Consider the following 25,425-nt stretch of genomic DNA (forward strand, 5'->3'; position numbering starts at 1 on the left):
GCGCCGGCGCAGCCTGCGGCCTCGGCCTCTGTCCCCACCCCATGCTCGGCGCCGACCCGCAAACCTACACCACGACGATTCGCCCGACCGGCCAGGCTGACCTGGACAGCGCCATCAGCGCCTCTTCCAGCCTCCTGGCCCTGCAGAAGACCCGCGCGGTCAGCCCCTTCGCGCTGGCGGGGCGGATCCGCAACGATTACGCGCGCCTCGCGACGGCGCTGGACAGCTACGGCTATTATGCCGCGACCGTCCGCATCCAGGTCGGGCTGCGACCGGCCGGCGATGCCGTCCCCGGCCCCGCCATGGACGGCCGCAGCCCCCATTTGCCCGAATGGCTGCAGGCGGTGCCGCAGGGGCAGACGGTCCAGGTCACCATCACCCCGACCCGGGGCGCGCTGTTCCATCTCGGCCATGTCACGCTCAGGCCCGCGCCCGGCGACGGCCCGGCGCCGATCGTGCTCGACGCCCCCGAAAAGGCCGCGCTGGGCCTTGCCGCCGGCCAGCCCGCCATAGCCTCCGACGTGCTGGCGGCGGGCGCCAGGCTCCAGTCCCAACTGAAGGAGGAAGGCCACGCCCTGGCGCAGGTCGGCACCCCCACCGCATGGCTGCGCCCGCAGACGCAGACCCTGGACGTGGAGTACGTGGTGCATCGCGGCCCGGTGGTGACGATCGGCACCATCACCCTGTCGGGATTGGTGCATACGCATCCGGCCTTCATCGCGCGCCGCCTGACCATCCATCCGGACCAGCTCTACCAGCCCTCGAAGATCGAGGCCGCGCGCCAGGACCTGGCATCCCTGGGCATCTTCTCCGACGTGCAGGTCGCCGACATGCCCCCGCTGACCGCTGACCGGCAGATGCCGCTGGATTTCGCCTTCACCGAAGGCAAGCGACGTCTGGTCGCGTTGCAGGCCGGCTTTTCCACCGATCTGGGCGGCCGCGCCGGCGTCAGTTGGACCCATGACAACATGTTCGGAAATGCCGAACAACTGCGCCTGACGGCCCTGATCACCGGCCTGGGCGGTTCCGCCCAGCAGGGGCTGGGCTATGACGTCTATGCCGACCTGATGAAGCCGGATTTCGGCTCCCGCAACCAGAATCTCAGCGTCCGGGTCGAAGGCATCCGCCAGTTGCTCTATTCCTACCGCCAGACCGCGCTGCTGGTCCGCGCCGGCATCGTCCGCCGCCTCGGACGCTTCTGGAACGTCTCCTACGGTGCCCAGGCCGAACAGGAACAGATCCAGCAGATGGGCATGACGAACGATTACACCATCGTCTCGCTGCCCCTCTCGGCCAATTTCGACAATACCGGCCTCAGCAACCCGATCGACCCGGCCACCCACGGCGCGCGCGTCTCGCTCGGCGCCACGCCATCGATGTCGCTGAACAGCCATACCGCCTTCTTCACCATTCTCCAGGCCACCGGTTCGACCTATTTCGACCTCGCGCATCTCGGGATCGCACGCCCCGGCCGCAGCGTGCTCGCCGTCCGCGCCGTCGTCGGCAGCGTGCAGGGCGCATCGACCTTCGATATTCCCCCCGACCAGCGCCTCTATGCCGGCGGCAGCGCCACCGTAAGGGGCTTTCGCTATCAGGGTGTAGGACCACAATTTCCCAACACGAAATTCGCCATCGGCGGCACCGCGATGGACGCCGGCTCGGTCGAATTCCGCCAGCGCCTGTTCAAAAGCTTCGGCGCCGCCCTGTTCGCCGACGCCGGCCAGGTCGCCACCGGCAGCGCGCCGTTCCATGGCACGCTGCGCGTCGGCGCCGGCGGCGGCGTGCGCTACTACACCCCGATCGGCCCGGTGCGCGTCGACGTCGCCATGCCGCTCAATCGGCCGCCGCACGGCGACACGTGGGAACTCTATATCGGCCTGGGGGAGACCTTCTGATGGCGCCGCCGCCCCAAATGCCCCGCCGGTCACGACACTGGACGCGGGTCGCCGCCTGGGTAGCCGGGCTGATCGTGGGAATTCCCGCCGCACTGGCCGTAATCGCGCTGGCCGTGATCCTGCTTCTCGCCAATACCGGCTGGGGTCGGCATCTCATCGAACGCCAGACCGCCGCCCTGACCGCGGGCAGCGTCACCCTCGAGGGGATTTCGGGCCGCTTCCCCGATGCGCTGCGCGTTCGCCATATTGCCCTGAACGACCCGAAAGGAACATGGCTCGCAATCGACGGGCTGGTGCTGGACTGGCGGCCGACCTATTTACTGGCGCGGCAGGTGCGTGTCGATCGTATTGCCATGGATCACTTGGCGATCCCCCGCCTGCCACAAGTGGCGACGACCGGCCCGTCATCCTCTGCCGGTCAGAATATCGGTCCGGATCTCGGAATTGACATCCGGACCATCCATGTCAGCCGGATCGATGCCGGGGCCGATCTCGCCGGCACTGCGGCTGCCTTCGTACTGGACGGGCAGGCTCGGCTGGCCCATCTGGCAGCGATAATAAAGGGTGCCGACGTCGCGACCCTGCCCGACGCGACGATCGACCTCGCCCTGGCGCGATTGGACCATGACGGTAAGCTGAACCTGCATACCGCCATTCTCCCCGGGCGACTGAGTTTACATCTGGCGGCGCAGGAAGGAGCAGGCGGCTTCGCCACAGCGGCCGGTCTTTCGCCGCTGGACCCGCTGCGCCTGACATTGGACATGGATGGGCCGCGCGATGCCAATCATCTGGCATTTGCTCTGAATTCCGGAAATATATCATCCAATATCGATGGAATATTGGATATTATTCATCAAAAAGCTCAGATATCGATGACAGCCCATGCGCCACGAATGGTGGTGCGGGATGGTATCGGCTGGCAGTCGGTCGCCTTGGACGCGCATCTTTCGGGCGATGTGCGTCATCCGGTTGGCCAGGGCCAATTGACCATCGATCAGCCATTGGCGGCGGGCGTCGGCGCCAATCATATCGCCGTCAGGTTCGATGGGCATGAAGCCTCCGGCAACCAGGCAGGCCTCGTCCGCCTTCATGCGATCATCGATGGGCTGTCGGTGCCAGGGCCACGCCCGACCTTATTAGCGTCGGCCCCTCTCATGTTCGACGTGGTGCTGCACCCGGACGCAGCGGGTGCGCCACTGGACGTCACGCTTGCGCACCCGTTGCTGCACTTGGCCGGCCAAGTCATGACCGCACGTCCGGCCCACGGTATAATCGATCTTACAGTGCCGCAGTTGGCTCCGTTCGCGGCGGCTGGATCGGCTAATGTGGCAGGACATGCTGCCTTGCACGGTACGTTCGTTTTGCCCTCCCGACCGGACGGCGAAATGACCATCGGCCTGGATGGCACAATTGGTATCACCGGCGGCATGGCACAGGCTGTCGGCCTGATCGGTCCGGACGGCAAGGTCTCGGCACGCATCGCCATTCGGCAACCGCATGGAGCAACAGGGGGCGTCATGCGGATCGACAGCCTTACCCTGGACGGACAAGCGGCGCATTTCTCTATGGCGGGTACCCGGACGGATGGTGTCTCAGGCGCCGCAAGGGCTGGGTCGCAAATCCTGAATGCCACGATGCATCTGGCAATCGACGATCTGCGGCGTCTCCTGCCATCTCTGCGCGGCCAGGCGGCACTCAATCTCGCCGTGACCGGCCCGATGACAGATTTTGCGGCGACTGGGCGTCTTGACGGCCAGGTGGGGGGTACCGACATGCCGGTTGGCCCTCTGATGGCTGATATTGTTGCCCATCATCTGCCAACGGCGCCGCAAGGCACCATCATGGTCCAGGGCAGCCTGGACAGAGCGCCGCTTTCTCTCGCCGCGGATATGGCACAGGACGCCCAGGGCAACCGTACGCTCCATCTAACCCATCTTGATTGGAAAAGCGCGACCGGAAAGGCCAATTTTATCTTCAGTCCCGGCAAGCCGATCCCACTGGGCACTCTGGACCTGCAAATGACGCGCCTGGCTGACCTGTCGCGCGTGGTCGGTCAGGACCTCTCCGGATCCTTCAAAGCGTCGTTTCACACCATCGACCCAGAGGGGACAGCCCCGCCCAGCGTGGCGGTGCGCCTTGACGGCACAATGGCCAGTGCCCGAGCCGGCGTGCGCAAATTCACGCTGGCCGGCACCATCATGGATCCTCAGGGTCTGTCACGAAGCGATCTGTCGGCCAGGCTGGACGGCCTGACGACGCAGGCAGCCAGCGGAAACGCGGCCATCACGGTCCGGGGACCGCAGGACGCCCTGGCGATCAGCGCTACGGCCAGTCTGCAGAACTTCCTGGGGGAGCCGGCCAGCATGATGGCCGACGCCGTGCTGGACGTGCCGAAGCAATCGGTCGCCCTGCGTGTGTTTCGCGCCAACGCAAAAGGGGAAAATATCCGCCTGCTTGCCCCGGCACGCGTCGCTTTCGGCAACGCGACTGGCGTCGATCGCCTGCGTATCACCTTGGCGCCGGATGGCGTCGCACCGGCGCAGATCGACATTGCCGGCTCCGTTCGTCCTGCACTTGCACTTACTGCCACGATCAACGATCTGACCCCAGCCATCGCCCGGCCCTTTGTACCGTCCCCCAAAGCCGACGGCACATTTTCTGTTCGCGCCGCGTTACGCGGTACGCTGGCCAGCCCGCAGGGAACAATGACCCTGATAGGGCGCGGCCTGAAATATGAGTCTGATCTCAGTGGCGGCATTCCGCCCGCCAATCTGGATGCGTCGGCGCAACTCTCCGGTAGTCGGGCGCAACTCGACCTCACCCTGCGTGCTGGCACGATGGCGGATCTGGCCATACGCGGCGTAGTCCCGACGAATACCGCTGGCACTATGGCGCTCCAGACCACTGGTCGCATCAACCTGGCGGCCGCGAATGGCTATCTCGGGGCGCAAGGGCGACAACTCGAAGGTATGATGCAGTTGGCCATATCGCTGGCCGGCTCGCCCACCTCGCCTCGGGCCTCGGGCACCATGACCTTGTCCGGCGGACAAGTGCATGATTTCGCTCAGGGTGTGCAGTTGTCGAATATCCGAGGCACGATTACCGCACACGACGATCGTATGGTGCTCGACAATCTGACGGCACAGGCCGGTCCCGGGACGATCACGGTCGCCGGCAGCCTCGGGGCGTTTCAGCCCGGGTTACCGGTCGATCTGCATATCGTAGCCGATCACGCGCGGCCGCTGGCCAGCGATCTGGTGACGGCGGAAATCAATACCGACCTGACCGTGCGTGGCCAGCTTTCTTCCCGTGTCGATGTCGCGGGTAGCATTGTTATCCCCCATGCCGATATCACCATTCCTAACGCATTGCCGCCATCGATCGCGACTTTGAACGTCATACGCCCCGGCCAGAATCCAAAGTTTCAGCAGAACGCGGGCACCGGCCTGATGATCGGACTTGATATCACCGCCTCGTCGCCAGGCCAGATGTTCGTCCGCGGCCACGGTCTGGATGCTGAAATGAATGGGCGCCTCCATGTCGGTGGGACTGCCAATTCCCCGGTCGTCAGTGGCGGCTTCAATATGCGACGCGGCAGTTTCAATCTGGCTGGCATCTCGCTGGATTTCGCCAAGGGACGCGTGGCCTTCAACGGCGTCGGCGTTACCCAGGCCATTGATCCCAGCCTGGATTTCGAGGCCGACCGGGCAACCAATTCCGGGACTGCCAGGTTGTTGGTCGGGGGATATGCCAGCGCTCCCAAGATTTCCTTCGCGTCCACGCCGCCGCTACCGCAAGATCAGATCATGGCGATGCTGCTGTTCGGCACCGATGCCCAGTCCCTCTCTCCGACCCAGATGGCGCAAATCGCGGGAGCGGTCGCCACCCTGACCGGAGGCTCCGCTTTCGATCCGCTGAGCAAGGTGCGCAACACGCTGGGGCTGGATCGGTTGCAACTCGCAGGCGCGTCAGGGGTTGGCAACGGCACCGGAACGGCGGTCGAGGCCGGAAAATATGTCGTGCGCGGGGTCTATGTCGGTGCGAAGCAGGCCACATCCGGTTCGGGTACCCAAGCTCAGGTGCAGGTGGACCTGACACGGAAGTTGAAGTTGAACACGACCGTCGGTACCGGCGGCAACGTCACCGGTTTCACAACGCCGGAAAACGACCCGGGCAGCAGCATCGGGTTGTCTTACCAATTTCGGTATTAGTTTGCCGCCGGCTTGCCGACCCGTGAGGCCGGGTTGTCTCTGGGTGGGTTCGAGCCCGTGTTTTGGATATAGCCTGAGTCAGGTGGCCATTTGGGTTGCCATGTCGCCCAGGATCGCGGATACGCGTTCCACGACATCGGACCAAACGCGCGGCCGAGCCTGCCGCACGATGCGCAGCGTGGGATACCATGGGCTGTCCTCACGCTTGGACAGCCATCGCCAGCAATTGTCGTAGCGATCCATCATAATGACTGGCCGTCCAATTGCGCCCGCCAGATGGACCACAGCGGTATCAACCGACACGACCGCGTCCAGCGAAGCGATTAGCGCCGCAGTATCATGCATGTCCCGGACCGCATCCATCGGATCATACAGGCGCATCCCCTCCGGCATGTCAGTCATCTCCCGCGAAGACGGGCCCGCCTGCAGGCTGACTAGATTGATGCCCGGCACCCGTCCCAGCGGTGCCAGGGTATCCAGTCTGACGGACCGCTTCCGATCGACGATCTGTGCCTCCGCGATGTCGGGTCGCTGTGCGCCGGCCCAGACCAGTCCTATATTCAGCCGGCCATTGGATGGTAGATAAGACCGCCAATGCCGGATGCAGTTAGGGTCCGCGGTCAGATAGGGGGCGAGGTCTCCCATCGGGGTCTCGGTTGCCGCAAATATCCGGGGCAGACTGATGAATGGGCAATGCCAGTCATGCGGCGGTATCGGCTGCGTATTGCAGATCACATGATGCACGCCGGGAATGCGCCGTACCAGCCCGGCCAGTGTCTCGGGCACCGATATGATCAATTGTGCTCCACGTCGTGCCAACGGCGGCAGGTAGCGCAGATACATCAGCGTATCGCCCAGACCCTGTTCGTGCGTCACCAGGATCCGTTTGCCCCGCAGGTTCAGATCCGGCGTCAGCGACCTCATGAGCGTCGCGGCTCGAGGGGCGCTCCGTCCGGGCAGGCGAAAACGCCATTCATGTTCGTGCCAGCCTGGCGCGTACTGACCGTCTTTCAACAGCGCGATCGAATGATTCAGCCTTACACGGGCGTCGTGCGGATTCAACGCAATTGCCTGGCGATAATGCGCCAGTGCCAGATCGGCAGCATTCTCCGTCGACAGCAGCGCGCCCCGGTTGGCGAGGGTGCGTGCATCATTCGGATGCTCCGCCAGAATGGCGCGGAAAATGGCGTCGGCTTCGGCCAGTCGTCCCTGCTCCGATAGGCACGCCGCCATCAGGTTTCGTGCCGTGATATTGTCCGGGCGCAGCGCGATGGCTTTCTGCAGCCAGACTGCGGCATCATCAAGCCGTCCCAACTGGATCAGCAGTTCACCCAGCGCCTCAAGGGCCCGACCATCGTGTGGCGTGCGCCGCACGACCTCCTGCAAGACCGGCTCGGCGTCCGCGCGACGCTTGCAGGCCGCTAATATTTCGATCAGTTCATACGCTGGGTGAACAGCCTGCGGGTGGCGGTCGGCCAGAACGCAGAACAAGTTGGCCGCAGCGACCGGTTCATGGCTGCCTGCCAGGGCGTAGGCCATCAGCAGGCCCGCCCTCTCGTCGCACCGCTCCACCAATCTCTCCAGCAGGCTACGTGCCTCGGCAAATCCTCCGGCGCTGATGAGCTCCAGTGCCTGACGCAGGACAGCACTTGGCGTCGCGGATGGCGTGTGGGAAAGGGTCATCAGGTTAAGAAATCCGGGTTGTCGGCCCCGTGTAGCATGGTGCGGATCCGCCTTAGGATTGCGGAGCCTTCGAAAGGCTTCTCGACATAGCTATCGCGCTTGTCCCCGCCCGTCGATTCCCCATCGCGTGGCCAGGCGCCGGTCACGTAGAGCACCGGCAAATCCGGCCATTTCCTGCGGGCCGCAGCCGCAACGCCCACCCCATTGAGCGTGCCGGGGATCTGTATATCAGTCACCAGGATCGATAATCGGGGGTACGCCTCAATGACCGCCAATGCTTCCGTCGCGTCGTCAGCCTCGACTATCGTGAAGCCACCTCGTTCACGAAGATATGCTGCGAGGGTCGCGCGAATCAGGAAATCGTCCTCGACAAGCAGAATAGGGGCTATATCCATCGGATCGTGCCTCCGCCTCTGGCTGGGCAGAAGGAACGCGCAAAAACCATCATGTCTCCAACGTCGCATGTGGCCGCGGGTTCTGATCGCGGCGGGTGGAACCTTCCAGCCATGATGCGATAGATTGTGCGTCATGACACGTACGACGACAGGACCGATGGCATGATCGACCCGTTCACATGGCTCGCCGGCTGGATCCAGGAGAATTGGCTGATCCCTATTCTCTACCATTTCGGCTGGATGGAATGGGAAGATACGTCCTTCCTCTGGGCCATGTTCGCGATTTACGGCGTGTTGCAGGTGATCCTGAACTTGGTGATCTGCGTGCCCCTGGAACGCATCTGGCCGCTGCATAGATGGGAAAACCGCGACAATGTGACAATGGATATTGTCTATACCGTCGTTGCGCGGATCGGTCTGTTTCCGCTGGTCACATTCTTCGGATTTTATGAAATCCAGACCTGGTTGAATGGATTTCTGACCGATCACGGTTATATTCCACCCACTTTGGAATCGTTGTTTCCCTCCTTGATGGACTGGCCGGTCGCCACGTTCTTCCTCTACGCGGTGATCCTCGATTTCGCCGATTACTGGCGACATCGTCTGTCGCATGTCTTCGCCTGGTGGTACGGGTTGCATGCTCTGCACCATGCCCAGACGCACATGACCTTCTGGTCCGACGATCGCAATCACCTCCTTGATGACATCATCTCTTATGCTTGGGCAATTGCGGTTGGACTGCTGATAGGGGTGCCTCCACTACAATTCCCCTTGCTGATCCTCTTGCTGCGCTTGGTCGAAAGCCTATCGCATGCCAATACCCGGGTTGGGTTCGGCTGGTTGGGCGAAAGGTTTCTGGTATCGCCGCAATTTCATCGCGTACATCATGGCACACGCTCGGCGGGTCGAGATTCATGCAATTACGGGGCGGTTTTCCCATGGTGGGACATGATGCTGGGCACCGCCAATTTCTCTCGCCGTGTAGTCGAAACCGGCGACCCGAAAGCCGAAGCGGCCCTGGTCAATGGGGGGTGGCTGGCACAGCAGTGGGGCGGATTGCGCCTGTCCTGGCGCCTGGCTACGCGGCGCTGGCGGCGTGGCACCTCGGCCTCCACCGAATCGTCCGGGTCTGCCGCACGCTGATCATGCGCACGATGGCCGATCGGATCCGCTATACGCTCCTGTACGAAATATTGGGGCTCGCGCTTGTCGTTCCGGGCGGCCGACTGCTGCTGGGAATCACCATGTTCGACATGGGCATGATCGGCCTTGGTTCCACCATTGTGGCCGTAAGCTGGAACTATCTCTTCAGTTGGCTGTTCGATCACACAATGCTGCGAATAAAGGGAACGGCAGGCAAAAGCCTGGCTGACCGCGTTATTCATGCCGTGCTCTACCAGGTTGGATTGATCGCCCTCCTGGTCCCGGCGATCGCGTTCTGTCTGGGGCGGGGACTACCGGCCGCCTTCCTGGCCAATATCGGTCTCACCCTATTCTACCTGGCTTATAATTTTATGTTCACCTGGGCTTACGACGTGCTCTTTCCGCCACCGGCTGCCATGATCGAACAGACATAAAAAACTCCGGCGGGTAACCGCCGGAGCTTCGTGTCGTCGTGCTGGTCGTCCCCAGAACGATCAGGCCGACTTCATTGCCGACGTCAGGGCCTCCAGCACCGCGGCCGGCTCCTTGCCTTCCAGCACCGCGACTTCGGCTACGAAACGCTCCTGCGCCGCTTCGAACAGCTTGCGCTCGCTGAAGCTCCCATCCAGACTGTCGACATTCCGACGCAGGTCGCGCAGCACCTCGGCGATCTGCACAAGGTCGCCGGAATTGATCTTTTCCTGATAGGCCACGGCACGGCGTGCCCACATGCCACGGCTGACATGCGGTTTGCCCTTAATGATGGCCATAGCCTTGTCAACGATCTCGCGCGAAACGATTTTGCGCAATCCCGCCTTACGAGCTTTCGCCAGTGGAATGCGCAAGGTCATCTGATTGCCGGGAAATGAAATCTGGATCATTTCCAGCTTGGTACCCGCGATCTCGTCAACACCGATCCTGTCCACGCGTCCAACACCATGGGCAGCATAGACGATCGCGTCGCCTTCACGGAACGGATCTTCGTCCTTGACCTTGGTTTTGGCCTGCGCGGCAGTTGCGGCGGCGGCGGTACGGGCCATTGCATCGGTCACGCCGCCTTTGGGGGTCGTTCTGAACATGCTCATGCGGTCCCGTATACCACATTTTTCATATTCTGTCTTGATGCGCGGAAATCTCAGCCTTGAACGCCACGCACCGGTGGAATCGGGCCGCCCACCGGCTGCTCATCCGGCTGCAACAGGTCGATCTCGATCGTGCGCGCCATCGTCAGCATCGGCAGCGCATGTGGTGACCGTACGAACGGATTCTGCAGGTCGTTTCCGATCTTGTCCAGCGCCACGAACAGCAACCCCACCAGAGATGATCCCAGCGGCGTGATCCAACCCAATGTCTGCACCATGGACAACGGCAGCACGACGCAGAACACGTTGGTAACCAGCCGCGGGATTAGAGAAAATTGGATGGCCAATGGCGTATTGCGAATCCGCTCCAGCCCACCCTGGGCGTTTGCCAGGTCGGATAATATCCGGTCTATCTGCCCGTGTACCGCCCCATCGATGCTCTGCCGGGCGACTTCCTCATTCACCGCCAGGCCGATCTGATACAGGATGGCGTTCGGCTGGTTCGTCCAGCCGCTGATTGCCTGGCGCATGGCGCGCGGCAATAGCCGCCCGACATCTTCCGAGCTGTCCAGCCGCCCCAGCGCGCCGCGCAATGCATAAGGGTAGGCTGCCATCGCCCGGGCCAGATCCGGACGGCCGCCCAGCAGCGTGCCGGCCTGCCTGCCGAAAGACCGGCAATTATTGGTAACCGCGCCCCATAACGTCCGCGCCTCCCACCAACGATTATAGGCGGCCGTGTTCCGCACGCTCAGGAACAGGACAAGCGCCGACCCGATCAATGAGATCGGCAGGGTAGGCTGCTCCATCCAATCCTGATGAAAGACCTGGAACATGACGACCACGAACACGTCCCATGCGGCCAGAACGGCCAGTGACAGCAGGCTTTCCCGCATCAGAATGAACAGGCCGATCCTTCGGTCCACTATCATCGCGGTTCATTGCCTCCTCTGCACGGATTGATGACGCGCGACCCGATCGACGCGTCACGACACCGTGGCTCGCATGACGGCGCAGGAAAGACAATGGCCTGACGAACCGGATGAATTTTGTGATGATCCCGACATCTTCTGTCGTGGGATGGAAACCGCTCCGGCGGAGATTGAACTCACTCGCCCCCGGATCCTTGATGGGTAAAGATTTATCGATGGAACAGATCAGGAAAGCGTCGGCCGTGGACGTGGCGGGCAGTCCACGCGATGCAGGGCAGGGAGTTGATGCCCGACGGCACACAGAGCGATGTGCCTATAATCGTGGACTGGTGTATGGATGGCCGGGTTAATATTGACGACCTTGTCACTCCCTAGCTGCCGCCGGAGCGGATCAATGAGAGCTGCGATCTTGACGAGGCGGGGCGAGAGCATCCGCACTGTGGCCGAGTTCTGAGTCCGTGACGGTCAGCATCCGGTCCGAACGTCGCTGCTGTGACGGCACGATCGGCTCCTACAGCCACCTCTCGCAGGTTGCCTTGTTCCCGCCCGATTGTGCATGTGGAGAAGCGCCCACACCGATCGCCCATGTCCTTGCCCGGATGATCCGGCGCGCCACCAGGGTGCTGGTGGGGGGATTACTCATCCTGGGGCTGGCCGGCTGTGCCCGAACACCCACACCGGAGGGCAGCGAGGGTATTGCCCTACACCCTGCCATGCACGGCGATTTCGGACATTATACGTTGGCCCTGACGTGGCAGCCGGGCTTCTGCGCCCGTGGCGCCGGATGCCTGGCGGACCAACCCCATAAGCCATTGATCGGCCTGCATGGCCTCTGGGCCTCGCGCCCGCAGGATCTTGTGGATGCGGACGTTCCCCCGCAGCGCTGGTGGGCGGTCGGCTGCGACATTTATGGCGGCCAGGATCATTATGTGCCTGTTCGCATCAGTGATACGACCCGACGGGCATTGGCACAGACAGTCGCACATCTGCGCGATGACCTGGTGGCGCACGAATATCGCAAGCATGTGCAATGCTTTGGAATGCCGGCTGAAAATTTCTTTCACACGGCGTTGGTCATGCGGACTCGGCTCGCGGATACGTCATTTGGTGTTTATCTCCGCGCTCAGGCCGGCCAGACTGTAACACATGCCGCGCTTCTGGGCGTCTTCCGTGACAGCTTTCACGTCGATATCGATCGGGCCTTGCAGTTGCAGTGTCAAACCGACCCCAATGGGGTGATTGTCCTGACTCAGCTATGGTTCACGATCCGCCGTCAAAATCTGACGGATTTTCCCCGGCCGGAATCCTTCATGCGTTCTCCGCAGTTACAGGATAATTGCCCGGCACGTTTCCAAATCCCCGCTTGGGCTCCCGAAGGCTGACATGCCTTTATTCGCCAATGAGATGTAGCACGATCTCGCGCCGGTGGGGATGGCGTCGGTGCTCAAACAAATAGAGCCCCTGCCACGTTCCCAGCACCAGCCGTCCATCGGCCACCGGGATCGAAAGCTGGGTTTGTGTCAACATGGTGCGCAAATGGGCCGGCATGTCGTCGGGCCCTTCATCGTCGTGGATATAGCGCCCAGGCGATTCCGGGACCAGCGCCTCGAAATACCGCTTGATGTCCTCCAGAACCGTCGGATCTGCATTCTCCTGCACCGTCAGCGACGCAGACGTGTGCCGGCACCAGATCGTCAGCAGGCCGTTTTCCATGCTGGTATCCGCGACCCACTGGCGGACCGCCTGGGTGAACATCACCAGACCCTTGCCGTGCGTGGCGATGCTCAGACGATGCAGAGCCTGGCGCATGGGCAGCTCCTATTTTACGAAACCAACAATATGTTCGGCTTCGCTGACGATCGGTTCGGCAATGGCATTGGCCCGCGCCGCACCGTCGCGCAGAACGGACAGAAGGTAATCCGGGGCATCCAGCAGGCGCTTCGTCTCGACGCCGATCGAACAGACCGTCTCGACCAGAATCTCGGTCAGCGCGGCCTTGAACGGGCCAAAACCCTCCCCGCCATGACGTGCCAGCACATCAGTCACACTCATGTCGGCCAGGGTGGCATAGATTTCAACCAGGTTCCGGGCCTCCGGACGAGTGTGCAAGCCTTCGATCTCGGTCGGCAGCGGTTCGGAATCCGTCTTGGCCCGGCGGATCTTCAACGCGATCGCGTCCGCGTCGTCCGTCATGTCGATCCGACTCTGCGCCGAGGGATCGGATTTGGACATTTTTTTGGTGCCGTCGCGCAGGCTCATGACCCGGGCCGCTCCGGGGGGAATGATGGCCTCGATCTCGGGAAAGAAATCCGTCCCATAATCATGGTTGAATTTCTGTGCGATATCATTGGCCAGTTCCAGATGCTGGCGCTGGTCGTCACCGACCGGAACACGTGTGGCCTTATAGGCCAGAATATCGGCAGCCATCAGGTTGGGATAGACATACAGGCCCGCAGAATGGTTTTCGCGGTCCTTCCCCGCCTTGTCCTTGAACTGCGTCATCCGATTCAGCCAGCCCAGTCGGGAGACACAGTTGAAAATCCAGGCCAGCCGGGCATGCGCGGACACGGCCGATTGATTGAACAGGATATGGGCTTTCGGATCGATCCCCGAGGCCAGCAGCACAGCCGTCTGGCCCAGAGTCTGCTGCCGCAGCGCCACCGGATCCTGCCACACCGTAATTGCATGCAGGTCCACAAGGCAAAAAATGCACTCGTGATCGCGCTGCAGCGCGATCCAGTTGCGGATTGCACCCAGATAATTGCCAAGATGCGGAATTCCGCTCGGCTGAATGCCGGAAAAAATGCGTTGCATGAGCGTTCTTTTCAGGCGTTCGCCCCCATCAGGTCAAGCACACATCATATCGGAGCCGCTTGCGGCGGGGGATGAGGTCGATTCAATGACCGCCGCGCCGACGATCGAACACACGCACGATATGATTATGCCCGCTGGCAACATTCACAGGTCGAGTGACAGGAGGGAGATACTTCCCGCTGCCGACAGATATCAGGCCGCACCCCCCCCCTGGAGAGATTGCGCGGCGCGATTGGTCCAGTTGGCCAGTGGCGGAATTCCGCTCTTCCTGCCCGTAAATCACGTCCGACCCCCGCTTTTAACAGGGTCGGACATGGCTCGCATTATCCCTGCTGCCCCCCCTTGGAGACGCCCAGCAACTGAATCCTGAAAACCAGCGGACTATCGGCAGGGATGATACCCATCGACCGATGTCCGTACCCCAGTTCCGGCGGAACATAGAGCATCCAGGTGTCGCCGACATGCATCATCGGCAACGCTTCCATCCAGCCTTTGATCACCCCGTCCAGCGGCATTTGCATATAGGCGCCGTGGCCGTGCTGGTCCGAGCTATCGAAAATACCCCCGTCCGGCAGCCTGCCTTCATAGATGACCATCATCATGTCGCCGACGGCAGGGCTTTCCCCATCCTTCGGGCCCGATTCCAGTACTTTATAGGCCAGTCCGTCCGGCAGCGTCTTCACGCCGGGTTCCGCCCGGACCTTCGCCATGAACTGCGCAGGCGTCAGTTCGGGTTCATCTTCTTTGGCTGCGCCGCCACAGCCGGTCAGAGGAAGCAGCAGCGCCGACGCGAGAACGGCGGGAATGAAGCGGGACAGACGTTTCATAACACCTCGGTCACGAGTGCTGAAAAGATCGAAGGTTACTATCCTACCTCCGGAATTCGCAGCGAATCCCGGAGGGTGAAAGGTGACTAAAGCGTTGTTTTATATGGCTTTCTGCAAGTTTGAAACGAGTTTGAAATCTGAACGATCTCAGAGTCGGGCCGCGCTGGGGCGCGTGCTGGCGGGCTTACAGCGCGCCGCCGCGCCGCCCGATTTGTGCTCCCAGCCGCAGCCGCAGTGCATTCAGCTTGATGAAACCCTGGGCATCGGCCTGATTATAGGCGCCTTCATCATCCTCGAACGTCACCACCCGGGTATCGTACAAGCTATTGGGGCTTTCACGACCGACGCAGATCACATTGCCCTTGTACAGCTTCAGGCGGACCCGGCCGGTCACCGAATGTTGGCTTTCATCGATCAGGGCTTGCAGCATCCGCCGTTCGGGTGAGAACCAAAATCCATTATAGATCAATTCGGCATACCGGGGCATCAGGCTGTCTTTCAGATGTCCGGCTTCGCGATCCAGCGTGATGCTTTCCATGTTGCGGTGGGCGACCAGCAGAATGGTACCGCCCGGTGTTTCATAGACCCCACGCGATTTCATGCCGACAAAGCGGTTCTCCACCAGGTCCAGTCGCCCGATCCCGTTCGTCTTGCCCAATTCGTTCAGGCGCGTCAGCAGGCTGGCGGGCGACATGGTGACACCGTTCAACGCCACCGGATCGCCCGAGACGAAATCGATCGCGATTTCGGTTGCGACATCCGGTGCGGCTTCAGGCGAGATCGTCCTCTGGAATACAATTTCATCCGGTGCCACCGCGGGATCTTCCAGGATTTTCCCTTCCGACGACGAGTGCAGCAAATTGGCGTCGACCGAGAATGGAGCCTCGCCGCGCTTGTCCCTGGAGATGGGGATCTGGTGCTGCTCCGCAAAGGCCAGAAGCTTGGTGCGTGACGTCAGGTCCCACTCGCGCCAGGGCGCGATCACCGTCACGTCGGGCTTCAGCGCATAATAGCTCAGTTCGAAACGTACCTGGTCGTTGCCCTTTCCTGTGGCGCCATGGGCCACGGCGTCGGCACCGACCGCCTCGGCGATTTCGATCTGGCGCTGCGCGATCAGCGGTCGGGCGATCGAAGTGCCCAGCAGGTATTGGCCTTCATACAGCGTATTGGCGCGAAACATCGGAAAGACGAAATCCTTCACGAAGGTCTCGCGTAGATCCTCGACGAAGATCTCTTTCACGCCAAACATCTCGGCCTTCTTGCGGGCAGGCTCCAGTTCCTCGCCCTGGCCCAGGTCCGCCGTAAAGGTCACGACCTCACACCCATAAGTGGTCTGCAACCAGCGGAGGATCACGGACGTATCGAGCCCGCCGGAATAGGCGAGAACGACCTTCTTGACGTCCTTTGCGGCCATAGGGGAAACGCTCCTGTCGTCTAGGCTTGTGTATGATGCGGCGCGACCCACATCCCATCTTGGCGTCCTAGCATCGGATGACGAGCTGTGCCAGCACGCATGCTGGAATTCCGGGTCCTGACCGCCGCCGCCGCATGTGGGCTCCCTCAGGCGATCTGGCTGCGTCGTTCACGTTGGCTTTCTGTCCGCAACTGGCCGCATGCCGCTAGAATGTCGCGACCGCGTGGCATCCGGATGGGGGAGGCAAAACCCGCATCCATCACGATCTGGGCGAATTTCGCCAGTTGTTCACGTGTCGAGGGTTTGTACACGCTGCCAGGCCATGGATTGAACGGGATCAGGTTGACTTTCGCAGGAATGTCGGCAATCAGCCGCACCAATTCGCGGGCGTCGGCTTCGCTGTCGTTGATGCCGCGCAGCATGATATATTCGAATGTAATCCGCCGTGCGTTGCTCGCCGCCGGATAGCGGCGGCAGGCGGCGAGCAGTTCCTCGATCGGATATTTGCGGTTCAGTGGCACGATCTCGTCACGCAGATCATTGCGCACGGCATGCAGCGAGATCGCCAGATTGATCCCCAGCTCGGCGCCGCACTGGTCCATCATCGGTACCACGCCTGAGGTCGACAACGTGATACGCCGGCGCGACAGCGCAATTCCCTCGCCATCCATGATGATCTTCATGGCCTTGGCGACGTTTCCATAATTATACAGAGGCTCGCCCATGCCCATCAGCACGATGGTCGACAGCAAGCGCGGCGTCTCGCCCTTCGGACTGGGCCACTCGCCATAGCTGTCGCGCGCTGCCATGAACTGTCCGACAATCTCCGCGGCACCCAGGTTGCGGACCAGGCGCTGTGTCCCCGTGTGGCAGAAGGTGCAGGACAGGGTGCAGCCGACTTGCGATGAAATGCAGACCGCGCCGCGATCCTCGCGCCGGTCAGGAATATAGACTGTCTCGGCTTCCTGACCATCGCGAAAGCGGAACAGGAATTTGCGAGTTTCATCGGTCGAGGTCTGCACGGTCGTGGCCTCCGGCCGGCCTATGACGAACCTTTCGGCCAGCTTGGCCTGCAGCGGCCGGGCGATCGAACTCATCCGCTCGAAATCTGTCACCCCCTGGTGATAGATCCAGTGCCAGAGTTGCTTGGTGCGGAATGGCTTCTCACCGATCTCGGCCAGGGCCTGGCCCATTTCCTCGCGCGACAGTCCGACCAGGTCGCGCCGCCCATCCGGCAACCGGCCGGTCGGCGGCGCGAACAGTGCCGATTTCGCCAGAATCCGCCTGCGCTCGATATCCGTAAGTGACGCGGCCAAGCCGGTTTCGGCAGCGGGCTCGGTCATCGGGGCGGTAACGGCGGTCATGGCCTGGCTATCATCCGGTTGGCGTGCCGACGTCACTGCCGGCAGGTTCTGTGCAGAAACCGAGCTCCCTACCACATTTCCACGACAAAAGGGGAACTTTAGCTTCGTCGTGGAATCGAAGGGACCAGAGGGATCAGGAGGGGCGCTCAGTCGTATCCCGGCGCGCAGCGATCAGGAATTCCCGATTACCTTCCGGTCCGGTGATCGGGCTGGGCTCGATCCCCAGTACCGTCCAGCCGGGCAGGGCGGACCACCATTGTCGGATGGTTGCGCACACAGCCTCATGTACAGCGGGATCTCGGACCACGCCCTTGGCCCCGACCGCCTCGCGTCCGGCCTCGAATTGGGGTTTGATCAATGCCACCGCCCACGCACCTGGCCGGCAGAGAGCTAATCCGGCCGGCAGGACGGTCCGTAAGCCGATGAAGCTGGCATCACAGACCAAGGCATCGATCGGATCCGGAACGATCGACTGGTCCACCGCCCGGGCATTGCATTTTTCCAGCACGACCACGCGCGGATCGCTGCGCAGCTTCCAGGCCAACTGTCCGTGCCCGACATCGACCGCATAGACACGCGCGGCTCCATGCGTCAGCAATACGTCGGTAAAGCCGCCGGTTGAGGCGCCGATATCCAGGCAGATCGCTCCCTTCGCGGGCAGACTGAAATGTGCCAGCGCATGGGCCAACTTGATCCCACCACGTGATACCCAGGGAAAGTCCTGTCCTTTCAGCAGCAGTGGCGCGTCCTCGGGTAGCTGGTCGCCGGCCTTGGCCACCCGCCGGTCGCCGGAAAACACGACACCGGCGAGAATCAGCGCCTGCGCCCGATTACGGGTTTCCACCAATCCTCGATCGACCAGCATCTGGTCCACCCGCCGCTTGGCCATGCCGATCGACCCGTCTTTGCCGATCAGGCCGTCTGCTGCGACGTCGCAACGCCCAGGGCGTTTCGCGCGCATGCGGCGATGGCCTGTGCGTCGAGACCTGCCTCGCGATATTGGGCGTCCTGAGTGTTGTGATCGATGAAGCGGTTCGGGAGCGTCATGGGCCGGACGCGGACGGTGTCGAGCAGTCCGTTGCGGGCCAGATGGTGCATGACGAAGGCGCCGAATCCGCCCTCGGCGCCGTCCTCGACGGTCAGCAGCACGGCATGGTTGCGGGCGAGGTTGTCGATCAGCGCGGTGTCCAGCGGCTTGGCGAAGCGCGCGTCGGCGATGGTGGGCGGCAGGCCCCCGGCGGTCAGCAGGTCGGCGGCCTTCAGCACGTCGGCCAGGCGGGTGCCCAGCGACAGGATGGCGATGCCGCCCTTTTCGCGCCCGGACTGGCGGCCCATCTCGCGGATGATCCGTCCGCGGCCGATTTCCAGCACGCTGCCCTGTTCGGGCAGGGCCAGGCCCAGCCCGTTGCCGCGCGGATAGCGCAGCGCGATCGGCCCGTCATCGAAGGCGCATGCGGTGGCCGTCATGTGCAGCAGCTCCAGCTCGTCGCTGGGGGCCATGATGGTCATGCCCGGCAGGCAGCCCAGATAGTTCAGGTCGAACGACCCGGCGTGGGTGGCGCCGTCGGCGCCGACCAGGCCGGCGCGGTCGATGGCGAAGCGCACCGGCAGGTTCTGCAGCACCACGTCGTGCATCACCTGGTCGTAGGCGCGCTGCAGGAAGGTGGAATAGATCGCGCAGAACGGGCGCAGCCCCTCGGTCGCCATGCCGGCGGCGAAGGTCACGGCATGCTGCTCGGCGATGCCGACATCGAAGAACCGCTCGGGGCAGGCGCGGGCGAAGGCGTCCAGCCCGGTGCCCGACGGCATGGCGGCGGTGATGGCCACGATCCGTTCGTCCTGCCGGGCGCAGCGCACCAGTTCGCGGCTGAACACCGCGGTATAGCTGGGCGGTCCCGGCGGGGCCTTGCTCTGCTCGCCGGTGACGACGTTGAACTTCGCCACGGCGTGGTATTTGTCGCCCGCCGCCTCGGCCGGGCGATAGCCGCGGCCCTTCTCGGTGACGACATGCAGCAGGATGGGGCCCTTGTCGTCGGCGTCGCGCAGGTTGCGCAGGATGGGCACGAGCTGGCTCATGTCGTGGCCGTCGACCGGACCGACATAATAGAAGCCCAGCTCCTCGAACAGCGTGCCGCCGGTGATCATGCCGCGGGCATATTCCTCGGCCTTCTTGGCGGTGCGTTCCAGCCGGTCGGGCAGGCGGCGCACCATCTTGCCGGCCAGGTCGCGCAGGCCGAGGAACTGGCGCGAGGACATCAGCCGCGACAGATAGGCGGACATGGCGCCGACCGGCGGGGCGATCGACATCTCGTTGTCGTTCAGCACCACGATCAGGCGCGAGGCGCCGGGCCCGGCGGCCGCGGCATTGTTCATCGCCTCATAGGCCATGCCGGCCGAGATCGAGCCGTCGCCGATCACGGCGACGACATTGCGCTCGCGATAGGCGGGATCGTGGGCGGCGCGCAGATGGTGCGCCACGGCCATGCCCAGCCCGGCGGAGATCGAGGTCGAGGAATGGGCGGCGCCGAACGGGTCGTATTCGCTCTCGGAGCGGCGGGTGAAGCCCGACAGGCCGCCCGGCTGGCGCAGGGTGCGGATGGCCGCGCGCCGCCCGGTCAGGATCTTGTGGGGATAGGCCTGGTGGCCGACATCCCAGACGATCCGGTCGGCAGGCGTGTCGAACACCGCATGCAGCGCCACCGTCAGCTCGACCACGCCCAGCGACGCACCCAGATGCCCGCCCGTCGTCGATACCGCGTCCACCGTCTCGGCCCGCAGTTCCTCCGCCAACTGCCTCAATTGCTCGATCGACAGGTTGCGCAGGTCCGCCGGATACGAAACCCGGTCCAAAAGCGGAAAGCGCCCGCGCGTCGGAACCGCGCCCTCGCGCTCCGGTCCCCCAGCCTGTTGTTCGGACATCGCTCTCAGCTCCTGCGGTCAACCACGTATTGGATAAGGTCTCGCAGCCTGTCGGCCTCGGCACCAAAACAATCAAGATACGCCTGCGCCCGCTCGGCAACCCGGCGGGCCTCGCGCGCGGCCCCTTCGACACCTAACAGGGCGACATAGGTGGATTTGCCAGCGGCTTCATCCTTGCCTGCAGTCTTGCCCAGCTCTTCGGCACTGGCCGTGGCATCCAGCACGTCATCGGCAATCTGAAACGCCGCACCCAAATCGCGCCCATATGCCGCAATACGGGTGCGCAGCGACAGATCCGCGTCACCCAGGATGGCTCCCGATTCTGCTGCATAGCGAATCAGACAGCCGGTCTTGAGGGCATGCAGCCTCTCGACTTCAGGCAGGGAAAGGGCGCGACCTTCACCCGCCATGTCGATCATTTGCCCGCCAACCATGCCGGCTGCGCCTGATGCCGCCGCCAGGGCGGATACCAGGCCGATCCGAATGGCGGCATCAGAATGGGTTGCGGCATCGGACAGGATCTCGAATGCCATCGTCTGCAGCGCATCGCCAGCCAGGATGGCAGTGGCTTCATCGAACTTCCGATGCGTCGAAGGCTGGCCGCGGCGCAGGTCATCGTCATCCATGGCAGGCAAATCGTCATGCACCAGCGAATAGGCGTGCAGCATCTCCACTGAAGCCGCGACCCGGTTGAAGCGGGCAGGATCGACACCGAACAGGCTGGCGACTTCCGCAGCCAGGTAACCGCGCAGGCGCTTGCCTCCCCCGAGGGTCGCATACCGCATTGCCTCCACGACCCGTCCCTCGGCACCCGCTGCAGGCGGCAGGAGCTGGTCAATGGTCGCTTCGACGGCCTTGGCCCGACTGGACATGGATTCCCTCAGCAACCTGGTGCGCAGCGCGGAATCCGGTGCGGGGGCGCTCACTGTTGTCTGGCTCATCAGGGCATCAATCCATTGAACTCGTCTCCAGCGTGCCGTCTGCGCGCTGGATGATCGCCTGAATGCGGGCCTCGGCCTCGCTCAGCTTGCTGTCACAATGCCGCCTCAAGGCGGCGCCACGCTCATAGGACGCAATGGCGTCCTGAAGCCGGAGTTGCCCGCCTTCAAGCTGACGCACGATCTCTTCCAATTGGGCCAGAGCGTCCTCGAAGGACAGTTTGGACAGATCATCCGTCATGGGTACGACATTTCCATCATGAGGCGGAGGAATTACCCCCTGACAGACGCATCTGCCAAGGGCATAGGGGGTATGGCATGAATTTGTGGTCGCTGTGGCTTTCGGGCCACGCGTCTAAAAAGCAATAAAAAATTAGAAAATCGGTTTTAATGTCGCACATCAGACGTCCGGAAACGTCGCCTGATTCGCTTCGACCGGCATGTCCGCCCGCCGCCGTATAACGAACGACAGAACGCCCGAATCCTCTCCGAAGGCAATCAACGCATGACCGGTTTCCCGACAAAAAGCCTGGAAATCCGCAACACTGGCACGATCCGTCGCAATGACCCGCAACCGCTCGCCCGGCTGCATGGATCGCAGTGTCCGATTGGCCTTAAGGACGGGAAGAGGGCAATTGAGCCCTTTGAGGTCGAGCACGGTCTCGCTCATGGCAGGAGGGGCTCCGGTAAATAGGCCGTGGTCAGCGTTGGTCAACGTTCAAGACCGTCTTTACGGCATGGACCAACCGACCATAGAAGAAATAACCAACATATAGAATATCACGGATCACGGGATGGACATGACCGACTATCGGATCGGGATCGATTTTGGCGGCACCAAGATCGAAATCGCGGCCCTTGCACGGGCCGATGGACATGAGATCATTCGGCGACGCATCGCAAATCCCGGCCATTACGATGGCGCGGTCCTCGCGATTCGCGACCTCGTCGCCGGCGTCGATGCCGAGCTGGGCGGCCAGGGAACGGTCGGGATCGGCATTCCGGGATCGATCAGTCCCGATACCGGCGTTATCAAGAACGCCAACGCGACGTGGCTGAACAATCAGCCATTCGGTCGCGACCTGACCGCTTCCGTAGGGCGTGAAGTTCGCGTCGAGAATGATGCCAACTGCTTCGCTCTGTCCGAGGCAGTCGATGGCGCTGGTGCCGGCCGCAGCGTCGTGCTGGGCGTGATTATCGGCACCGGGATGGGAGGCGGGATCATCGTCGACGGCAAGTTGCTGGCTGGTGCTCATCATATCGCCGGCGAGTGGGGCCATATACCTCTACCCTGGCCGCGAATCGAGGAAATGCCTCTGCCAAAATGTTTCTGCGGTAATGAAGGCTGCCTGGAACGCTATCTTAGCGGGTCGGCGCTGGCACAGGATTGGCAGGGGCCGGGTCATCGCAGCACAGCGGGCATCGAAGCTGCGGCCGAAGCAGGCGACATCACTGCGATCGGTGCGCTTGATCGATATATGGACCGTCTGGCGCGGGCCTGCGCGATGGCAATCAATTTCCTGGATCCGGACGTTATCGTGCTGGGCGGCGGCGTCTCCAACGTGCAGTCGATCTACGAACGTGTCCCGTTGCTGATGCCGCGCTACGTTATTACCCCGCGCTGCAATACGCCTATCGTACGCAACGTGCATGGCGACAGTTCGGGTGTGCGCGGGGCGGCCTGGCTGTGGTCGCACGACGAACAACCTGCCTGATCCGGATCGGGGGCGCCCGCCAGACAGCGCGGGCGCTCTCGGGCTTCAGACCGTGGATCGGATCCGCTCGGGGCGGAAGCCGGTAGCTATAACATAAAGCTCGCTCGATTCCTTGCGGCTGGCCGGCGGCTTGGCATGGCGGACGGTCGCGAATGCTTGCTTCATCGGCAGCAGCATCTGTTTTTCGGACCCACCTTGGAACACCTTGGCGACGAAGGCGCCATTGGGTGCCAAGACCTTCGTGGCGAAATCCAATGCCAGTTCAGCCAGGCCGATGATGCGCAGATGGTCGGTCGGCGCATGCCCGGTCGTATTCGGTGCCATATCCGATAGGACCAGATCGGCCGGGCCGCCCAGCAGCGCCATCAACCGGTCGGGCATGTCGGGCTCGTTGAAATCTCCCTCGATGATCGTCGCTCCGTTCACCGGATCCACCGGCAGCAGATCGACCCCGACCACGTTCGAGGCGCCGCGCTTGACGGTGACCTGGGTCCAGCCGCCCGGTGCTGCGCCCAGGTCTATTATCCGCATGCCAGGGCGAATCAGATGGAACCGATCATCCAGTTCAATCAGCTTGAATGCGGCTCGTGACCGCCATCCCTGCTTGCGCGCAGCCTGTACATAAGGATCGTTCAGTTGCCGGTTCAGCCAGCGCTGTTGGGCCGTGGTCCGGCCCCGCGCTGTGCGCAGAGAGACCGCATGCGTCCGACTCGATGCCACGGTGCCGGAGTCGGCGCTGGCATCCTTGCCACCCGGTGTCGCGCTGCTTTGCAGCGCCTTTCCAGGGACCCTTGATTTGCCGTTTCCGGCCGAAGGAGGCCGTTTCATGGATGGGACAGGTCTGCGGCCGAAAGGGGCGGAAAGCGCAAGGCAGAAGCAAGCGATGGCACGGGCATCGCCGTCGAATCGTGTATCATGCGCAGCAGCATACCATCGCGCAGCCCACGATCCGCTACGATGATCTCAGGAACGGGCCAAATCGCATGGATTGCCTCGAAGATCGCACATCCCGGCATGACGTAGACTGCGCGGTCCGGCCCTACGCATGGATGCTGGCGCAGGCCGGATGGCCCAAGAGCGGCGAGAGTACGAATCGCATCCAGCGCGGGTCCGGAAAGCAGGATGGTTCCGTCCACGGCCATGCGGCTATAGCGACTTAGCGACAATGCGATGCTGGCCAACGTGGTAACGGTCCCACTGGTCCCCATCAGGCTGACCGTGCCACGGCTGATTTCACGGCCGATGCAATGCACGTTCTCGAAGGTACGCAATTGCCGTGTGACCAGGTCGACCATCTGCCGATAGCCGCTATCGGTGAACGCCGATTCACCGAACTGCTCCGCCAGGGTGATGACCCCTGCGGGCAGGCTCAGATATCCACCCAGTTCCTGGCGACGAGCCCGCCGGTCCATCCGTACCCAGGCAATCTCGGTCGACCCTCCGCCGATGTCGAACAGGACGGCCCGTGTGCGTGATGGCGACAACCGGTCGTCATGTAGCAGTGGAGCGCAACTCTCCATTGCCAGTTCAGCTTCCTCGCGCGGCGAGATGACGGTGATGTCCAGGCCGGTCTCCTGGCGGACCCGCCGGATGAAGTCTGCGCCGTTGATAGCCCGGCGACACGCTTCGGTGGCTACCGCGCGATAGCGGCGAAGCCGCCGACGTCCCATTCGTGCAGCGCAGATATGCAACGCCTCGACTGTTCGGTCCATCGCTGCGGGACTCAGGCGTCCGGTGCTTTGCAATCCTTCGCCCAGCCGCACGATTCGGCTAAAGCTGTCGACGACCCGGAAGCCGTTCGCGGTCGGGGTCGCGATCATCAGGCGGCAATTATTCGTCCCCAGATCAATCGCGCCATACATGCCTGCAGAGCCGTGATTCGGCCTAAACGCCGAGACGTGAGAGAGCCTTGCCTCCTCCTGGCCATCGCGCCAGGACATCGTGTTGTCCATCGGACGGACCCTTTGCCGCTATTCTATGCATTCTGGGTGCGGAGCCGCAGGAAGGGCAAGATAAATATGCCCCCAAGGAGAAAACTTGGCCATAAAGGCGCTTGTCACACCGCATCTCCGATGCTATCAGCCCCACACCGCACG

General features: G+C 62.6%; 22 protein-coding genes. 6 read left to right on the forward strand and 16 right to left on the reverse strand.

What is annotated here, in order from left to right; all coding sequences use genetic code 11:
• Nucleotides 1–41 precede the first annotated feature (41 nt).
• Together QN315_RS00355 and QN315_RS00360 are read left to right on the forward strand one after the other, a co-directional pair.
• Nucleotides 42–1,895 carry a BamA/TamA family outer membrane protein gene (locus tag QN315_RS00355; RefSeq protein WP_323991038.1) on the forward strand — a complete coding sequence of 618 codons (1,854 nt, stop codon included), beginning with the start codon at nt 42–44 and terminating at the stop codon, nt 1,893–1,895.
• Entirely contained in the window at nt 1,895–6,106 is a 4,212-nt protein-coding gene (locus QN315_RS00360; protein WP_323991039.1) for a translocation/assembly module TamB domain-containing protein, read from the forward strand. The genes QN315_RS00355 and QN315_RS00360 overlap by 1 nt, the downstream gene beginning before the upstream one ends.
• A 78-nt stretch (nt 6,107–6,184) precedes the next feature.
• On the opposite strand, the gene QN315_RS00365 is transcribed toward QN315_RS00360, so the two are convergent.
• Nucleotides 6,185–7,789 (reverse strand): tetratricopeptide repeat-containing glycosyltransferase family protein, encoded by a 1,605-nt coding sequence (locus tag QN315_RS00365; protein WP_323991040.1) that lies wholly within the window; start codon nt 7,787–7,789, stop codon nt 6,185–6,187.
• A complete protein-coding gene (locus QN315_RS00370) occupies nt 7,789–8,184 on the reverse strand; it encodes a response regulator (protein WP_323991041.1) in 396 nt (131 codons plus the stop codon). Before QN315_RS00370 ends, QN315_RS00365 begins: the two co-directional genes overlap by 1 nt.
• Nucleotides 8,185–8,346: 162 nt before the next feature.
• Here QN315_RS00370 and QN315_RS00375 point away from each other — a divergent pair, with 162 nt between their 5' ends.
• Entirely contained in the window at nt 8,347–9,327 is a 981-nt protein-coding gene (locus QN315_RS00375) for a sterol desaturase family protein (RefSeq protein WP_323991042.1), read from the forward strand.
• Between the two features lie 2 nt (nt 9,328–9,329).
• On the forward strand, nt 9,330–9,761 hold the full coding sequence (locus tag QN315_RS00380) for a PACE efflux transporter (protein ID WP_323991043.1): 432 nt from the start codon (nt 9,330–9,332) through the stop codon (nt 9,759–9,761).
• 60 nt (nt 9,762–9,821) lie between these two features.
• On the opposite strand, the gene QN315_RS00385 is transcribed toward QN315_RS00380, so the two are convergent.
• Nucleotides 9,822–10,412 (reverse strand): CarD family transcriptional regulator, encoded by a 591-nt coding sequence (locus tag QN315_RS00385; protein WP_176639024.1) that lies wholly within the window; start codon nt 10,410–10,412, stop codon nt 9,822–9,824.
• Nucleotides 10,413–10,462: 50 nt separating this feature from the next.
• On the reverse strand, nt 10,463–11,338 hold the full coding sequence (locus QN315_RS00390; protein ID WP_323991044.1) for a bestrophin family ion channel: 876 nt from the start codon (nt 11,336–11,338) through the stop codon (nt 10,463–10,465).
• A gap of 458 nt (nt 11,339–11,796) precedes the next feature.
• Here QN315_RS00390 and QN315_RS00395 point away from each other — a divergent pair, with 458 nt between their 5' ends.
• Complete coding sequence (locus QN315_RS00395; RefSeq protein WP_323991045.1) at nt 11,797–12,720, forward strand: ribonuclease T2 family protein; 924 nt, start codon at nt 11,797–11,799, stop codon at nt 12,718–12,720.
• 7 nt (nt 12,721–12,727) lie between these two features.
• Here QN315_RS00395 and QN315_RS00400 read toward each other — a convergent pair whose 3' ends face one another.
• From QN315_RS00400 to QN315_RS00445, 10 genes are all read right to left on the reverse strand, one after another.
• Nucleotides 12,728–13,147, reverse strand: coding sequence for a secondary thiamine-phosphate synthase enzyme YjbQ (locus QN315_RS00400; protein WP_176639022.1), 420 nt, complete (start codon nt 13,145–13,147; stop codon nt 12,728–12,730).
• A 9-nt stretch (nt 13,148–13,156) separates the two neighbouring features.
• Nucleotides 13,157–14,152 (reverse strand): tryptophan--tRNA ligase, encoded by a 996-nt coding sequence (gene trpS / locus QN315_RS00405; protein ID WP_176639021.1) that lies wholly within the window; start codon nt 14,150–14,152, stop codon nt 13,157–13,159.
• A 323-nt stretch (nt 14,153–14,475) separates the two neighbouring features.
• On the reverse strand, nt 14,476–14,979 hold the full coding sequence (locus tag QN315_RS00410; protein WP_176639031.1) for an FKBP-type peptidyl-prolyl cis-trans isomerase: 504 nt from the start codon (nt 14,977–14,979) through the stop codon (nt 14,476–14,478).
• A gap of 184 nt (nt 14,980–15,163) precedes the next feature.
• Nucleotides 15,164–16,393 carry an argininosuccinate synthase gene (locus QN315_RS00415; RefSeq protein WP_176639030.1) on the reverse strand — a complete coding sequence of 410 codons (1,230 nt, stop codon included), beginning with the start codon at nt 16,391–16,393 and terminating at the stop codon, nt 15,164–15,166.
• Between the two features lie 146 nt (nt 16,394–16,539).
• On the reverse strand, nt 16,540–17,736 hold the full coding sequence (gene rlmN / locus QN315_RS00420; RefSeq protein WP_323993697.1) for a 23S rRNA (adenine(2503)-C(2))-methyltransferase RlmN: 1,197 nt from the start codon (nt 17,734–17,736) through the stop codon (nt 16,540–16,542).
• Nucleotides 17,737–17,890: 154 nt separating this feature from the next.
• Nucleotides 17,891–18,646: a TlyA family RNA methyltransferase gene (locus QN315_RS00425; RefSeq protein WP_176639029.1), complete on the reverse strand. Its 756-nt coding sequence runs from the start codon at nt 18,644–18,646 to the stop codon at nt 17,891–17,893.
• 23 nt (nt 18,647–18,669) lie between these two features.
• Nucleotides 18,670–20,676 (reverse strand): 1-deoxy-D-xylulose-5-phosphate synthase, encoded by a 2,007-nt coding sequence (dxs, locus tag QN315_RS00430; RefSeq protein WP_323991046.1) that lies wholly within the window; start codon nt 20,674–20,676, stop codon nt 18,670–18,672.
• Between the two features lie 5 nt (nt 20,677–20,681).
• On the reverse strand, nt 20,682–21,617 hold the full coding sequence (locus QN315_RS00435; protein ID WP_176639045.1) for a polyprenyl synthetase family protein: 936 nt from the start codon (nt 21,615–21,617) through the stop codon (nt 20,682–20,684).
• Nucleotides 21,618–21,624: 7 nt separating this feature from the next.
• A complete protein-coding gene (locus QN315_RS00440; RefSeq protein ID WP_176639046.1) occupies nt 21,625–21,855 on the reverse strand; it encodes an exodeoxyribonuclease VII small subunit in 231 nt (76 codons plus the stop codon).
• Nucleotides 21,856–22,014: 159 nt separating this feature from the next.
• A complete protein-coding gene (locus QN315_RS00445) occupies nt 22,015–22,284 on the reverse strand; it encodes a sulfurtransferase TusA family protein (protein WP_176639047.1) in 270 nt (89 codons plus the stop codon).
• Nucleotides 22,285–22,414: 130 nt separating this feature from the next.
• On the opposite strand from QN315_RS00445, the gene QN315_RS00450 reads away from it, so the two are divergent.
• The gene (locus QN315_RS00450; protein WP_323993698.1) at nt 22,415–23,329 is read left to right on the forward strand and encodes an ROK family protein; all 915 of its coding nucleotides are present in this window, start codon (nt 22,415–22,417) and stop codon (nt 23,327–23,329) included.
• 45 nt (nt 23,330–23,374) lie between these two features.
• Here the strand turns inward: QN315_RS00450 and QN315_RS00455 are convergent, their stop codons facing one another.
• On the reverse strand, nt 23,375–24,157 hold the full coding sequence (locus QN315_RS00455; RefSeq protein WP_176639048.1) for an RlmE family RNA methyltransferase: 783 nt from the start codon (nt 24,155–24,157) through the stop codon (nt 23,375–23,377).
• Nucleotides 24,154–25,281: a Ppx/GppA phosphatase family protein gene (locus QN315_RS00460; protein ID WP_176639049.1), complete on the reverse strand. Its 1,128-nt coding sequence runs from the start codon at nt 25,279–25,281 to the stop codon at nt 24,154–24,156. Before QN315_RS00460 ends, QN315_RS00455 begins: the two co-directional genes overlap by 4 nt.
• Between the last annotated feature and the right edge of the window lie 144 nt (nt 25,282–25,425).

Source organism: Nguyenibacter sp. L1 (assembly GCF_035199985.1).
GTDB lineage: Bacteria > Pseudomonadota > Alphaproteobacteria > Acetobacterales > Acetobacteraceae > Gluconacetobacter > Gluconacetobacter vanlangensis.

Coding starts and splice junctions, on each gene's coding strand:
- QN315_RS00365 (WP_323991040.1), bottom strand. CDS start 7,789: ATGACCCTTTCCCACACGCCATCCGCGACGCCAAGTGCTGTCCTGCGT.
- QN315_RS00445 (WP_176639047.1), bottom strand. CDS start 22,284: ATGAGCGAGACCGTGCTCGACCTCAAAGGGCTCAATTGCCCTCTTCCC.
- QN315_RS00410 (WP_176639031.1), bottom strand. CDS start 14,979: ATGAAACGTCTGTCCCGCTTCATTCCCGCCGTTCTCGCGTCGGCGCTG.
- QN315_RS00385 (WP_176639024.1), bottom strand. CDS start 10,412: ATGAGCATGTTCAGAACGACCCCCAAAGGCGGCGTGACCGATGCAATG.
- QN315_RS00400 (WP_176639022.1), bottom strand. CDS start 13,147: ATGCGCCAGGCTCTGCATCGTCTGAGCATCGCCACGCACGGCAAGGGT.
- QN315_RS00360 (WP_323991039.1), top strand. CDS start 1,895: ATGGCGCCGCCGCCCCAAATGCCCCGCCGGTCACGACACTGGACGCGG.
- QN315_RS00425 (WP_176639029.1), bottom strand. CDS start 18,646: ATGGCCAAGCGGCGGGTGGACCAGATGCTGGTCGATCGAGGATTGGTG.
- QN315_RS00380 (WP_323991043.1), top strand. CDS start 9,330: ATGCGCACGATGGCCGATCGGATCCGCTATACGCTCCTGTACGAAATA.
- QN315_RS00390 (WP_323991044.1), bottom strand. CDS start 11,338: ATGATAGTGGACCGAAGGATCGGCCTGTTCATTCTGATGCGGGAAAGC.
- QN315_RS00415 (WP_176639030.1), bottom strand. CDS start 16,393: ATGGCCGCAAAGGACGTCAAGAAGGTCGTTCTCGCCTATTCCGGCGGG.
- QN315_RS00355 (WP_323991038.1), top strand. CDS start 42: ATGCTCGGCGCCGACCCGCAAACCTACACCACGACGATTCGCCCGACC.
- QN315_RS00375 (WP_323991042.1), top strand. CDS start 8,347: ATGATCGACCCGTTCACATGGCTCGCCGGCTGGATCCAGGAGAATTGG.
- QN315_RS00440 (WP_176639046.1), bottom strand. CDS start 21,855: ATGACGGATGATCTGTCCAAACTGTCCTTCGAGGACGCTCTGGCCCAA.
- QN315_RS00435 (WP_176639045.1), bottom strand. CDS start 21,617: ATGAGCCAGACAACAGTGAGCGCCCCCGCACCGGATTCCGCGCTGCGC.
- QN315_RS00370 (WP_323991041.1), bottom strand. CDS start 8,184: ATGGATATAGCCCCTATTCTGCTTGTCGAGGACGATTTCCTGATTCGC.
- QN315_RS00450 (WP_323993698.1), top strand. CDS start 22,415: ATGACCGACTATCGGATCGGGATCGATTTTGGCGGCACCAAGATCGAA.
- QN315_RS00460 (WP_176639049.1), bottom strand. CDS start 25,281: ATGGACAACACGATGTCCTGGCGCGATGGCCAGGAGGAGGCAAGGCTC.
- rlmN (WP_323993697.1), bottom strand. CDS start 17,736: ATGACCGAGCCCGCTGCCGAAACCGGCTTGGCCGCGTCACTTACGGAT.
- dxs (WP_323991046.1), bottom strand. CDS start 20,676: ATGTCCGAACAACAGGCTGGGGGACCGGAGCGCGAGGGCGCGGTTCCG.
- QN315_RS00455 (WP_176639048.1), bottom strand. CDS start 24,157: ATGAAACGGCCTCCTTCGGCCGGAAACGGCAAATCAAGGGTCCCTGGA.
- trpS (WP_176639021.1), bottom strand. CDS start 14,152: ATGCAACGCATTTTTTCCGGCATTCAGCCGAGCGGAATTCCGCATCTT.